The following is a 13,592-nucleotide window of genomic DNA, read 5'->3' on the forward strand; positions in this document are numbered from 1 at the left end:
AGAGCTGCGTGCCGCCCTCTGCCAGCATCGCGGTGATCAGCCCCGGCTCTCCTCCCTGACGACCCAGTACCGGCATCAGCGCGACGATCACCATCCAGAAGCCGAGGCCCAGCACCGCGACCCCGGCGATCCGGGGGGCGAGCCCCTCGATGCCGCTGATCACTGGGCGCATCGGTTCGGAGATTTCGCCGAAGACGCGCGTGGCCCAACCGCCGGCGAGCCGCGCCTCGTTCAGCGAGACCACGACGAAGGCGATCACGAAGGGCAGCAGGAAATAGATCATCCGGAAGGCCAGAAGGCCCGCAGCCGCCTCGCCCAGGGGCACGCCCGCGGGCAGGGCAGCGATCACCACCGTCTCGAACACGCCGACGCCGCCGGGCACGTGGCTGAGGATGCCGACCATGCTGGCGGCGGCGTAGATCGCGACGAAACTCGCAAATGGCGGGGTGCCTGCGGGCATCAGCACCCAAAGCGCGCCCGCGGCCATGGTCGAGTCGAACAGCGCCACGCCGAGCTGGCCGATCAGGATGCGCGGCACGGGCATTGCGATTTCGCGGTCGCGGATACGCAGGGCGCGCCCGGTATAAGAAAGGTAGAACGCCCCGCCAAGAATAAGAGCCGTCGCGGCCAAGGCCCCGATACGGATCACGGGCTCGGGCGCCGAAATGACGCCTGCAAGGGCTGCCGGATGCACGCAGAGCGCCAGAGCGCCCACCATCGTCAGCCCGAGCCCCATCGCCAGCGCGATATAGGACGACAGCGCCGCGACCTCGAAGGCGTTCAGACCAGCGGCGGAATAGATGCGGTAGCGCACGGCCCCGCCCGAGATCACGCTGATCCCGACCGTGTTGCCGAAGGCGTAGCCTAGAAACCCGCCAAGCGCGACGGTGCGCGGCGGCAGCTGTTTGCCAAGGTAGTGGAGCGCCCAGAAATCGTAGCCCACCAGCGCCAGATAGCCCAGCGACGTCGCCCCCAAAGCCGCACCGAGCGTGGGCCACGGCGTCGCCTTGATCTGCGCGATCACCTGATGCACGTCGATGCTGGCGAGCAGATGATGCAGCGCCCAAAGCCCCATCAGGAACAGCACGAGCCCGAGCGCAATCGGCCAGAGAATCTTCACACGCGACTGGGGTGGGGCAGGTTGCGCCGGATCAGCGAGAGCCATCTTATATTTCCACGTTTTTTCCTATCTCTGGCGGGACAATCGCAGAAGGAATTTATGGCCTTCTTAAAATTCCGTAAGAAATCGTCCCGAACGCACCTTATTGGCCGAGACCGCGCGACTTACTAGAGAAAGAAAACAGAAACACACGCGGCGCCGAGAGCAAACGCTCCCGACGCCGTCATGGGTCCGTGAGGCGGCGGCAGGTTTAAATCCGGACCCGGCCGCCGCGTCTTTGGGTCGTCTTTAGCGCCTCAGAGCTTCACCCAGGCCGCGCCATTCGGGCCGAGCGACAGCGTGCCGCCCTCCAGCGTTGCGGCAAGGCAGGGGCCGATAAGCTCGCCATCCGCCTCGAGCGTCACCGGATCGGGGCCGAGGTTAAAGTAGCAGGAGAATTTCATCGCGCCATCGTCGCGGATGAAGCCGAGCACCGGATCGGGCAGGTCGAGGAATTTCGACGTGCCCTCGCGCAGCACCGGGTTTTCCTTCCGGAAAGCCAGAACGTTGCGGTAATAGGCGAGCACCGAGCCCTCATCGGCCTCTTCCAGTGCCACGGCGCGGGCCGCTTGCGGCGGCTTTACCGGCAGCCACGGCTTGGCCTTGGAGAAGCCCGCATTCGTGCTCTCGTCCCAGACCATCGGCGTGCGGCAACCGTCGCGGCCCTTGTTCTCGGGCCAGAAGCGCAGGCCGGGCGGGTCGGTCAGCTCGTGATATTCCATCTCGGTCTCGGTCTGGCCGAGCTCCTCGCCCTGATAGATGCCGATCGTGCCCTGGAAGGACGCGAGCATCGCAATCGCCAGCCGCGCGATGCTGTCCTCGGTGCCGTATTTCGCCCAGCGGGTCACATGGCGCTGCACATCGTGGTTCGAGAAGGACCAGCTCGGCCAGCCGTCGGGCGCGCCCTTGAAGAAGCCCTCGATCTTGCCGCGGAAATGCGCGGGCGTGAATTTCGGGCCCAGCATGTCGAAGCTGTAGGCCATGTGCAGACGGTCATCGCCGCGGGTGTATTCTTCCATGATGCCGAGCGCGCGATGGGGCGCTTCGCCGACTTCACCGATCAGCGTGCGCGCCTCGTAGTCGTCCATCACCGCGCGCATCTTCTTGAGGAAGGGGACGTTTTCGGGACGGTTCTTGTCGAACTCGTGATCCTGCATGTCGTAGGTCGAGACCGGCGGCCAGCGTTCGGGATCGGGGTCCATCGCCGGATTGTCGCGCAGTTTCGGGTCGTGGAAGTAGTAGTTCACCGTATCGAGGCGGAAGCCATCGACACCGCGATCCAGCCAGAAGCGGAACACGTCGAGCAATTCGTCCTGAACCTCGGGATTGTGCAGGTTCAGGTCGGGCTGCTCGATCAGGAAGTTGTGCAGGTAATACTGGCCGCGCTCGGGGGCGTATTCCCAGGACGAGCCGCCGAACACCGCCTGCCAGTTGTTGGGCGGGCTGCCATCGGGCTTGGGATCGGCCCAGACATACCAATCCTTCTTGGCTCCGCCTTTCTTGGCGTCCTTGAACCACGGATGCTGATCGGAGCTGTGCGAGATCACCTGATCGATCACGACTTTCAGACCCAGCTCATGGGCGCGCGCCACCAGCGCGTCGAAATCCTCCAGCGTGCCGAATTGCGGATCGATGCCGCGATAGTCGGAAACGTCATAGCCCATATCCGCCATCGGCGAGGTGAAGATCGGCGACAGCCAGATCGCATCGACGCCCAGCGAGGCGACATGATCGAGCCTGCGCGTGATCCCCTTCAGATCGCCGATCCCGTCGCCCGAGTCGTCTTGAAAGCTGCGCGGATAAATCTGGTAGATAACCGCCCCGCGCCACCAATCCTTCGCCATGAATCGCTCCTCTTTCAGTTTCCTGTTGCCCGTTATCGCGGCAAGGGTAGACTTGTTAGCGCAAACGGCAACCGCCGCTCAGGGCGTTTCTGCGCCTTCGCTTGACCTTGAGCAGGGGGCGGCACATCAATCAATTGCTATCTGACGCGTTCCGGAGACCTCCCCCTTGAAAGACACCCAATTGCCCAGTGCCGAGACAGTTCGCGAAGAAATTCTGCACCACATCACTTTTTCGATGGGCAAGGATCCCGACCATGCCTCGGTTTATGATTGGCGCATGGCGCTGTCTCTGGCGATCCGCGACCGGGGCGTGGCGCCGTGGTTCGCAGCGACCCGGCGGACATGGGAAGAGGGACGCAAGCGGGTCTACTACCTCTCGATGGAATTCCTGATCGGGCGGATGCTCGAGGATGCCGCGATCAACCTCGGGTTGCGCGCCACCTGCCGCGAGGCGATGGAAGCGCTTGGTCAGGACTGGGAAGCCGTGGTCGAGAACGAGCCCGACGCGGCGCTCGGCAATGGTGGGCTAGGGCGGTTGGCCGCCTGCTACATGGAGAGCATGGCGACGCTGGGCTGCCCCGGATATGGCTACGGCATCCGCTATGAACACGGCCTCTTCAAGCAGCGCTTCGAGGGCGGGCGTCAGGTCGAGACGCCGGAGGATTGGCTCAAGCAGCGCCACCCGTGGGAATTCGAACGGCCCGAAGCCGCCTATGAGATCGGCTTCAAGGGCCATGTCGAAACGCTGGACGGCAAGCCGCATTGGGTGCCAGGCGAGACGGTGCTGGCCGAAGCCTATGACATGCCGATCATCGGCTGGGAGGGCAAATGGGCGAACACGCTGCGGCTCTGGTCGGCCAAGCCCACCGAGCAGTTTGACCTCGCGCGGTTCAATCATGGCGATTACGCCGCCGCAGCCGAACCCGAGGCGCTCGCGCGCACGCTATCCCGCGTGCTTTATCCCGATGACACGACCTATGCGGGCAAGGAATTGCGCCTCAAGCAGGAGTATTTCCTGACCTCCGCCGCGCTGCAGGACATCATGCGCCGCCATCTGGCCGCCGGGCACACGATCGAGGAACTGCCGGACTTCGTCGCGATCCAGATGAACGACACGCATCCGGCGATCGCGGGGCCGGAGCTGATCCGTATCCTAACCGATCTGCATGACATGGAGTTCGACGCCGCGCTCGAGATCACGATGCAATGTCTGGGCTACACGAACCACACGCTGTTGCCTGAGGCGCTGGAGCGTTGGGCGACCTATTTGATGGGCACCGTGCTGCCGCGCCATATGCAGATCATCGAGAAGATCGACAGCTGGCACCGCCGCAAATTCCCCAAACGCGCGCATTATGTGGGCATCGTGAAGCATCAGGAAGTGCGGATGGGCGAGCTGGCTTTCATCACCTCGCATAAGGTGAACGGGGTCTCTGCGCTCCATACCGAGCTGATCAAGCGCAACCTGTTCCCGGAACTGGATCGTCTCCATCCGGGGCGCATCATCAACCAGACCAACGGGATCACGCCGCGCCGCTGGCTGCGCATGGCCAATGGAGAGCTGTCGCATCTGATCATCGATACGATCGGCGATGGATGGGAGGCCGATCTCGACAAGCTGCGCGCACTGGAGCCCTATGCCGAGGATGCGAGTTTCCGCGAGGCTTTCATGGCCGCGAAACGGCGCAACAAGGTGCATCTGGCGGATTGGGTGCGCGACACCCAAGGGATCACCCTCGACCCCGATGCAATCTTCGACATTCAGGTCAAGCGTATCCACGAATACAAGCGTCAGCTGCTCAACATCCTGCAGACCATCGCCGAATGGCACGCGATCCGCGAGAACCCGCAGGCCGAGTTCCAGCCGCGCGTGAAGATCTTCGGCGGCAAGGCGGCGCCCGGCTATCACACCGCGAAGCAGATCATCCGGCTGATCAATGACGTGGCAGAGGTGGTCAACAACGATCCTTACGTCGATGGGCGCCTGAAGATCGTCTATCCGCCCAATTACAACGTCTCCATGGCCGAGCGGCTGATCCCGGCAGCGGACCTGTCAGAGCAGATTTCCACCGCGGGCAAGGAAGCCTCCGGCACTGGCAACATGAAATTCGCATTGAACGGCGCGCTGACAATCGGCACGCTCGATGGCGCGAATGTGGAAATTCGTGAACAGGTGGGCGCGGAGAACTTCTTCCTCTTCGGCATGACCGCCGACGAGGTGATGGAGCGCCGCCGCGATCCCGAACATGCGCGCCACGCTATCCTTGCAAGCCAGCCTTTGCAGGACGTGCTGCAGATGATCGCCGAGGGACGGTTTTCTCCTGAGGAACCAGAACGCTATCACGATCTTGTTCATAATATGTGGCATAGCGATTATTTCCTCGTCGCTTCCGATTTCGAGGCCTACGCGGCGGCCCAGAAAGAGGTGGACACGGCCTTCGCCGATCGCGCAGGCTGGGCGAAGATGGCTGTTTTGAACACCGCGCGGATGGGGTTCTTCTCCTCCGACCGGGCGATCAAGGGCTACATGGACGAGATCTGGACCACGCAATCGGCCCTGTGAACCAAGGAGCGCTATGACACTTTCCCGCGACGAGGCCGAAGCGCTCATCCACGCGCAACATCCTGATCCGTTTTCCCTGCTGGGGCTGCATGACGGGGAAATCGTGGCGCTTGTGCCCGGCGCAGAAGAGGTCTGGGCGCTTGGCAAGACAGAGGTCGCGCTGGAGCCCGTCGTGCCGGGGATCTTCAAAGGCAAATGGACCGAGAAAACCTACCGTCTGCGCGCCAAGCACGAGCAGACGACGTGGGATTTCGACGACCCTTACGGCTTCGGGCCGGTGTTGGGCGCGATCGACGAATATCTGATCGGGGAGGGGACGCATACGCGGCTCTGGGAGAAGCTCGGCGCCCATGTGATCACCCATCAGGACGTCGAAGGCGTGCATTTCGCAGTCTGGGCGCCCAATGCGCGCCGCGTCTCGGTCGTGGGCGATTTCAACTTCTGGGACGGTCGTCGCCACCAGATGCGCCGGATCGGCGCGTCCGGCGTGTGGGAGATTTTCGTCCCCGGCATCCATGCAGGTGCGCTCTACAAATACGAGTTGCTCGACACCGAAGGCACGGTGCTGCCGCTGAAGGCCGACCCGGTCGGCTTCGGTGCAGAGCATCCGCCCGCGCAGGCCTCGGTCGTGCGCAAGCTCGGGCGGCATAGCTTTGGCGACAGTGCGTGGTGTCAGACGCGCGCCGAGGCGCAGGAACGCCACGCGCCGATCTCGGTCTACGAGGTGCATCTGGGCTCCTGGATGCGGATCTGGGACGAGGGGGGCAGGCCGCTCTCCTATCACGAACTGGCCGAGAAACTGGTCGATTACGTCTGCGACATGGGCTTCACCCATATCGAGCTGCTTCCCATTACCGAGCATCCGTTCGATGGCTCCTGGGGCTATCAGCCGATCGGGCTTTACGCGCCGACGATCCGCTACGGCCGCCCCGAGGAATTCGCGGAATTCGTGGACGCGGCGCATCGGCGGGGTCTTGGTGTAATCCTCGACTGGGTGCCCGGGCATTTCCCGACCGACGATCACGGGTTGCGACATTTCGACGGGACGGCGCTTTATGAGCATGCCGACCCGAAAGAGGGCTTCCATCAGGACTGGAACACGCTGATCTACAATTACGGGCGACGGGAAGTGTCCAACTACCTGCTGGCCAACGCGCTGTTCTGGCTTGAGGAATATCACCTCGACGGGCTGCGCGTGGATGCCGTGGCCTCGATGCTCTACCGCGACTACTCGCGCGCGGCCGGCGAATGGGTGCCCAACAAATATGGCGGGCGCGAGAACCTCGAGGCGATCGAGTTCCTGCAGAACATGAACGCGGCCTCTTATGGCGGCGCGGAAGGCATCATGACGGTGGCGGAGGAAAGCACCGCCTATCCCGGTGTCACGCGCCCCGTGCATGAGGACGGGTTGGGCTTCGGCTACAAGTGGAACATGGGCTGGATGAACGACAGCTTGCGCTATTTCGCGCGCGATCCGCTCTATCGCAAGTTCCACCATAACGAGCTGACCTTCGCGAGCTCGTACATTTACAGCGAGAATTTCATCCTGCCGATCAGCCATGACGAGGTGGTGCACGGCAAGGGCTCGATGCTGGGCAAGATGCCCGGCAACGACCCCGAGAAATATGCCAATCTGCGCGCCTTCTACGCGTTCCAATGGGCGCATCCGGGCAAGAAGCTTTTGTTCATGGGGCAGGAATTCGGCCAATGGTCGGAATGGAGCCATGAGCGCGAACTGGACTGGTATCTGCTCGACGATCCGCGCCATGACGGGCTGCGTGCGCTGGTGCGCGATCTCAACCGGCTCTACCGCGAGACGCCCGCGCTGCATTGGGGCGATTGCGAGCCGGAGGGGTTCGAGTGGATCGCCGCCGACGATTCCGAGGCTTCGGTCTTCATCTTCGAGCGCCGCGCGCCCGGGTCCGATCCGGTCGTGGTGGTCGCGAACCTGACCCCGGTCGAGCACAGCTACCGCATCGGCCTGCCGCTGGACGGCGAATGGTGCGAGATACTCAACACGGATTCCGGTTTCTACGGCGGCGAGAACCGCGGCAATCTCGGTGCGATCCGCGCCGAAGATCACGCGCAGGGCCGCTGCGCCCATAGCGCAGAGGTGTATCTGCCGCCGCTCTCGGTCGTGATGTTCACGCCCGCATAAGCGATGCCCAGAGGAGGGGGAGGAATATGAAACCACAGCCCAACACGCGCCTGAGCGCGCAGGCCATGGCCTTCGTGCTGGCGGGCGGCCGGGGGAGCCGCCTGAAGGAACTGACCGACCGGCGCGCGAAACCCGCCGTCTATTTCGGCGGCAAGACCCGGATCATCGATTTCGCCCTGTCGAACGCGCTCAATTCCGGCATCCGCAAGATGGCGATCGCCACGCAATACAAGGCGCATTCGCTGATCCGCCACATCCAGCGCGGCTGGGACTTCTTCCGCGCTGAGCGGAACGAATATCTCGACATCCTGCCCGCGAGCCAACGCGTGGCCGATAGCCGCTGGTATGCAGGCACCGCCGACGCGGTGGCGCAGAACATTGATATCATTGAAGATTACGGCGTGAAATACGTCATTATCCTCGCCGGTGACCACATCTACAAGATGGATTACGAGGTGATGCTGCGCCAGCATGTCGACACCAAGGCCGATGTCACGATCGGCTGTCTGACCGTGCCGCGGATGGAGGCGACCGCCTTTGGCGTGATGGCCATCGACAAGACCGGACAGATCACCGACTTCCTCGAAAAGCCCGCTGATCCGCCCGGAATGCCCGGCGATCCCGATCATGCGCTGGCCTCGATGGGGATCTATGTCTTCGACTGGCAATTCCTGCGCGAATTGCTGATCCGCGACATGGAAGACCCGAATTCGTCCCATGATTTCGGCCATGACCTGATCCCGCAGATCGTCAAACACGGCAAGGCGATGGCGCATAAGTTCTCGGATAGCTGCGTGACGACGGGGCTGGAGACCGAACCTTACTGGCGCGATGTGGGCACGGTAGATGCCTTCTGGCAGGCCAATATCGACCTGACCGATTTCACGCCGAAGCTCGACCTCTACGACACCGAATGGCCGATCTGGACCTATGCCGAGATCGTGCCGCCCGCGAAATTCATCCATGACGAGGATGGCAGACGCGGCTCGGCAATCTCCTCGCTGGTCTCGGGCGACTGCATCGTCTCGGGCGCGGAGGTGCGCAATTCGCTGCTCTATACAGGCGTGCGCGCGCATAGTTTCGCGAGCCTGGAAGAGGCCGTCGTGCTGCCTTACGTCGATATCGGACGCCATGCGCGGCTGAGCCAATGCGTGATCGACCGCGGCGTGCATATTCCCGAAGGGCTCGTCGTGGGCGAAGACCCGGAGGAGGACGAGAAGTGGTTCCGCCGGTCGGAAGGCGGCGTCGTGCTGATCACGCAGACGATGCTCGACAAACGCGCGGCGGCATTGGACTAACGGGGACAGAGAGCGGGGCGCTGCCCCGCACCCCGGGATATTTGGAAAGAGCGAAGACATGAAACGCGTGCTCTCGGTTGCGTCAGAAGCGGTTCCGCTGATCAAGACGGGCGGTCTGGCCGATGTGGGGGGCGCATTGCCCGCCGCGCTCAAAGGGCAGGGCTGGGAGATGCGGGTGATGATCCCGGCCTATCGCGGGATTCTGAAAAAGCTGAAATCACCGAAACCGGTATGGGAAAGCGAGAGCCTCTATGGCGGCCCGGCGCGGCTGGTGCTGGGCAAGGCGGGCGGGATGGAGGTGCTGGCGCTGCAGGCCGACCATCTGTTCGACCGGGACGGGGGGCCGTATTCGGAAGACGGGCGCGACTATCCCGACAATGCCGAACGCTTCGCAGCGCTCAGTTTCGTCGCAGCCGAGATCGCGCGCGAGGGTGCAGGCAGATGGCAGCCCGATCTGGTGCATTGCCACGATTGGCAGACCGGGCTCGTGCCGTGGTATCTGCGCGGCACCGGCATTCCGACGGTGATGACGATCCACAACATCGCGTTTCAGGGTCGGTTCGGCCGCGACAAGCTGGCGGCGCTCGGGCTGCAGACCTGGGATTTCACCCGCGAGGGTGTGGAATTCTGGGGCGATATCTCGACGCTGAAAGCCGGGCTGGTTGCGGCGAGCGCGATCACCACGGTCAGCCCGCGCTATGCAGACGAGTTGATGCGCGGCGAGTTCGGCATGGGGCTGGAAGGTGTCATTCAGGCGCGCGCGGGCGATCTGCACGGGATTCTCAACGGCATCGATCTGGAGGTCTGGAACCCCGAGACCGATCCGGAAGTAACCTCTTTCTCCGCGGCCAAACCCGGCGGAAAAACGAAGAACCGCAAAGCCTTGGAGACCGAATTTGATCTCGATGTGCCGGGACCGCTGGCGATCCTGATCTCGCGCCTGACCCCGCAGAAGGGCATCGATTTGCTCGCTCCGGCGCTTGGGCCCTATCTGGAGGCGGGCGGTGGTCTCGCGGTGCTGGGATCGGGCGATGGCTGGGCGGAAGATGCGATGCGCGACCTTGCCGCGCGTCACCCCGACCGGGTCGGCGTGAAGATCGGCTATGACGAGGCGCTAAGCCATCGGATGTATGCAGGTGGCGATGCGGTGCTGGTGCCCTCGCGCTTCGAGCCCTGTGGCCTGACCCAGCTCTACGGGCTGCGCTATGGGTGCCTGCCGGTGGTCTCCGCCGTCGGTGGTCTCGCCGATACGGTGGTGGGCGCGACGCCCGCGACCGAGGCTGCAGGCGCATCGACCGGGATCGTCTTCCATCCTGTCGACGATCTCGCGTTGCGGCAGGCGCTGATGAAGCTGATCGCGCTCTATGCCGATCGCAAGGGCTGGGCCGCGATGCAGCGCCAGGCAATGAAGACCGATTGGGGCTGGGACGGATCGGCCGCACGCTACGCCGCGCTTTATGACGCGCTTCTCGCCCGATGAAGATTACTCCCGGCAAAGCGGACCCGCTGGGCGCCACGCCCTGCGAGGGCGGCGTGAACTTCGCGCTGGCCTCGGCTCATGCCGAGCGAGTGGAGCTGTGCCTGTTTACCAAATCTGGCGAGCAGCGGATCGACCTGCCGGGGCGCACCGGGCCGACATGGCACGGCTTCGTTGCGGGGCTCAAACCGGGGGCGCGTTATGGCTACCGGGTGCATGGGCCTTGGGCACCCGAAGCGGGGCATCGGTTCAACCCGGCGAAGCTTCTGATCGACCCCTATGCACGCGAGATCGACTCGAAGATCAGCTGGCAAGCCCCTATGCAATATGGGAAATCCAAACCCGACCGGCGCAATAGCGCAAGCGTCACACCGAAATCCGTCGTGGCCGAGATCGCGCGACCCGAATGGGATCGCCCGCAACATAGCTGGTCCGAGACAGTGATCTACGAGGCCCATCCCAAGGGGCTGACGATGACCCATCCGGACGTGCCCGAAGCCTTGCGCGGCACCTGGGCGGGGCTCGCCTCCGATCCGATCCTGTCGCATCTCACCGATCTCGGGATCACCGCGATCGAACTGCTGCCGAGCTGCGCCTATCTCGATGATCGCTTCCTCGTCGAGAAGGGCTTGAGCAATTACTGGGGCTATCAGCCCATCGCCAATTTCGCGCCCGAGCCGCGCTATTCCGGCGCCGATCCGCGCGGCGAATTCCGCGAGATGGTGCGGCGCTTCCATGACGCCGGGATCGAAGTGATCCTAGACGTCGTCTACAACCACACGGGCGAGGGCAATGCGATCGGGCCGATGCTCAGCCTGCGCGGGATCGACAATGCGAGTTATTACCGCCTGACGCCCGACGGCGCCTATATCGACGAGACCGGCACCGGCAACACACTGGACCTGTCGAACCCGCTCTGTCTGCGGCTGGTGATGGATTGCCTCCGCCATTGGGTCGAGGAGATGGGCGTCGATGGCTTCCGCTTCGATCTGGCGGCGACGCTGGCGCGCGGCACCTCGGGAGCGGTTGAGGCGCATGCGCAATTTCTCACCGCGATCGAGCAGGATCCGGTGCTGCGAAGGGTTAAGCTGATCGCGGAGCCCTGGGATATCGGTCCAGGCGGCTATTACCTCGGTGGCTTCCCGCATCCGTTCACCGAATGGAACGACCGTTTCCGCGACGATGCGCGGCGGTTCTGGCGCGGCGACCGGGGCATGGCGGGCGATCTGGCGCGGCGCGTGGCAGGCTCGGCGGAAATCTTCGACCAGAAGGGGCGGCCCGCGACGGCTTCGGTGAATTTCATCACTGCCCATGACGGCTTCACGCTGCAAGACCTTGTTTCCTATGGCGAAAAGCAGAACCTCGCGAATGGTGAGGAAAACCGCGACGGCCACGACGCGAATTTCTCGGAAGCGCTGGAGAGCGTCGAGGCACAGGCCCTGCGCAAACGTGCGCTGCTTGCGACGCTGCTGATGAGCCAAGGCGTGCCGATGCTGCTGGCGGGCGACGAGATCGGCAATTCGCAGGGCGGCAATAACAACGCCTATGCGCAGGATAACGAGATCGGCTGGGTCGATTGGACCGCACCCGACGACACTTTAAAAACCTTCGTCAAGCATCTGATCCAGATACGAAAAGATCACCGAGTCCTGCGGCAAAACCGCTATCTGCACTCGCTGATCCGCAAGCAGGACGGGATGCGCGATCTGATCTGGCGGCTTGCCTCTGGCGAAGAGCCCGAGCCGCATGACTGGAACGATCCCGAACTGCGCTGCATCGGCGTCGAAATTCGCGGCGCCGCCGAAGGTCCCGCAGGCGAGGCCGGATTCGAAGCGGTCTATGTGATCCTCAATGCAGGGCCCGAACAGCACATCACATTGCCGCCCGGAAGATGGACTCGCACGCTCGATTCTGCCTTGCCGGAACGAGAAGCGGAACAAATCGACGCCCCCGAGGCTTGCCTTGCCGCACAATCCGTTCAAGTCTTTACCCGCGCCACAGTGCAGGAGAAATCATGACCCGCCACGCGACCCAGCCCATCGACGGCCAGAAACCCGGCACCTCGGGGCTGCGCAAGAAAACCCGCGTTTTCATGCAGCCAAGCTACCTCGAGAATTTCGTGCAATCGACCTTCGACGCGATCGGCGGTGTTCGCGGCAAGACCTTGGTTCTTGGCGGGGACGGACGGTATTTCGGACGCGAAGCGGCAAGCACGATCCTGAAAATGGCCGCCGCCAACGGGGCTGCGCGGGTGATTGTGGGGCAGGGTGCGTGGCTCTCCACGCCCGCGGCGTCGAACCTGATCCGGCAGCGCCAGGCGGATGGCGGGATCATCCTCTCGGCCAGTCACAATCCGGGCGGCCCGGACGAGGATTTCGGCGTCAAATACAACTCCGCCAATGGTGGCCCCGCGCCGGAATCGATTACCTCCGCGATCCATAAGCGCACGCAGGAGATCAGCGAATATCACTTGCTCGATGCGGCAGATCCCGATCTGGACAGCCTAGGCGAGACTCCGCTCGGAGAGATGACCGTCGAAGTCGTCGACCCGGTGAGCGCCTATGCCGACCTGATGGAAACGATATTTGATTTCAATGCCTTGCAGGACGTCTTTAAATCGGGCTTTCGGATGCGGATGGACTCGATGTGCGCCATCACCGGACCTTACGCAGTGGAGATTTTCGAGAACCGCCTTGGCGCACCCGCAGGGACCGTCACGCATGGCACGCCTCTGCCGGATTTCGGCGGCATGCATCCCGATCCGAACCCGACCTGGGCGCATGAGCTGATGGACGAGATGATGGGCGAAAACGCCCCGGATTTCGGCGCGGCCTCGGATGGCGATGGCGACCGGAACATGATCCTGGGCGCGGGCACCTATGTCTCGCCGTCGGACAGCCTCGCTGTGCTGGCCGCAAATGCGCATCTCGTGCCGGGCTACAAGGACGGGTTGAAGGGCGTCGCGCGCTCGATGCCGACCTCTGCGGCGGCGGATCGGGTGGCCGAGGCGCTTGGCCTCGATTGCTACGAGACGCCGACGGGCTGGAAGTTCTTCGGCAACCTGCTCGATGCCGGCCGCATCACCCTCTGCGG

Annotated in this window: 8 protein-coding genes; 6 read left to right on the plus strand and 2 right to left on the minus strand. The window is 63.4% G+C overall.

The genetic code is table 11. The annotated features are described in order from the left end of the window. Both B3D39_RS13395 and B3D39_RS13400 read right to left on the minus strand, forming a co-directional pair. A partial coding sequence (locus B3D39_RS13395) for a lysylphosphatidylglycerol synthase domain-containing protein (RefSeq protein ID WP_286789786.1) occupies positions 1-1,165 on the minus strand: 1,165 nt, incomplete at its 3' end. A 251-nt stretch (positions 1,166-1,416) separates the two neighbouring features. After that, a complete protein-coding gene (locus tag B3D39_RS13400; RefSeq protein WP_078605373.1) occupies positions 1,417-3,003 on the minus strand; it encodes an alpha-amylase family glycosyl hydrolase in 1,587 nt (528 codons plus the stop codon). 166 nt (positions 3,004-3,169) lie between these two features. Between B3D39_RS13400 and B3D39_RS13405 the strand changes: the two genes are divergently transcribed. The 6 genes from B3D39_RS13405 to B3D39_RS13430 all read left to right on the plus strand — a co-directional run. Next, the gene (locus tag B3D39_RS13405) at positions 3,170-5,566 is read left to right on the plus strand and encodes a glycogen/starch/alpha-glucan phosphorylase (protein ID WP_274962144.1); all 2,397 of its coding nucleotides are present in this window, start codon (positions 3,170-3,172) and stop codon (positions 5,564-5,566) included. Positions 5,567-5,579: 13 nt separating this feature from the next. After that, positions 5,580-7,724 carry a 1,4-alpha-glucan branching protein GlgB gene (gene glgB, locus B3D39_RS13410; protein ID WP_274962143.1) on the plus strand — a complete coding sequence of 715 codons (2,145 nt, stop codon included), beginning with the start codon at positions 5,580-5,582 and terminating at the stop codon, positions 7,722-7,724. A gap of 26 nt (positions 7,725-7,750) precedes the next feature. Then, positions 7,751-9,022 (plus strand): glucose-1-phosphate adenylyltransferase, encoded by a 1,272-nt coding sequence (gene glgC, locus B3D39_RS13415; RefSeq protein ID WP_083076818.1) that lies wholly within the window; start codon positions 7,751-7,753, stop codon positions 9,020-9,022. A 58-nt stretch (positions 9,023-9,080) separates the two neighbouring features. Continuing rightward, positions 9,081-10,502 (plus strand): glycogen synthase GlgA, encoded by a 1,422-nt coding sequence (gene glgA, locus B3D39_RS13420; protein WP_286789787.1) that lies wholly within the window; start codon positions 9,081-9,083, stop codon positions 10,500-10,502. Further along, positions 10,499-12,517, plus strand: coding sequence for a glycogen debranching protein GlgX (gene glgX, locus B3D39_RS13425; RefSeq protein ID WP_274962141.1), 2,019 nt, complete (start codon positions 10,499-10,501; stop codon positions 12,515-12,517). The genes glgA and glgX overlap by 4 nt, the downstream gene beginning before the upstream one ends. Beyond that, positions 12,514-13,592 (plus strand): alpha-D-glucose phosphate-specific phosphoglucomutase (locus B3D39_RS13430; RefSeq protein WP_286789788.1); only part of this gene is annotated, 1,079 nt, incomplete at its 3' end. The genes glgX and B3D39_RS13430, both read left to right, overlap by 4 nt.

This window comes from Thioclava sp. UBA3469, from assembly GCF_002378135.1.
In the GTDB taxonomy this organism is placed as follows: Bacteria; Pseudomonadota; Alphaproteobacteria; order Rhodobacterales; family Rhodobacteraceae; genus Thioclava; species Thioclava sediminum.

Coding starts and splice junctions, on each gene's coding strand:
- glgA (WP_286789787.1), top strand. CDS start 9,081: ATGAAACGCGTGCTCTCGGTTGCGTCAGAAGCGGTTCCGCTGATCAAG.
- glgC (WP_083076818.1), top strand. CDS start 7,751: ATGAAACCACAGCCCAACACGCGCCTGAGCGCGCAGGCCATGGCCTTC.
- glgX (WP_274962141.1), top strand. CDS start 10,499: ATGAAGATTACTCCCGGCAAAGCGGACCCGCTGGGCGCCACGCCCTGC.
- B3D39_RS13400 (WP_078605373.1), bottom strand. CDS start 3,003: ATGGCGAAGGATTGGTGGCGCGGGGCGGTTATCTACCAGATTTATCCG.
- glgB (WP_274962143.1), top strand. CDS start 5,580: ATGACACTTTCCCGCGACGAGGCCGAAGCGCTCATCCACGCGCAACAT.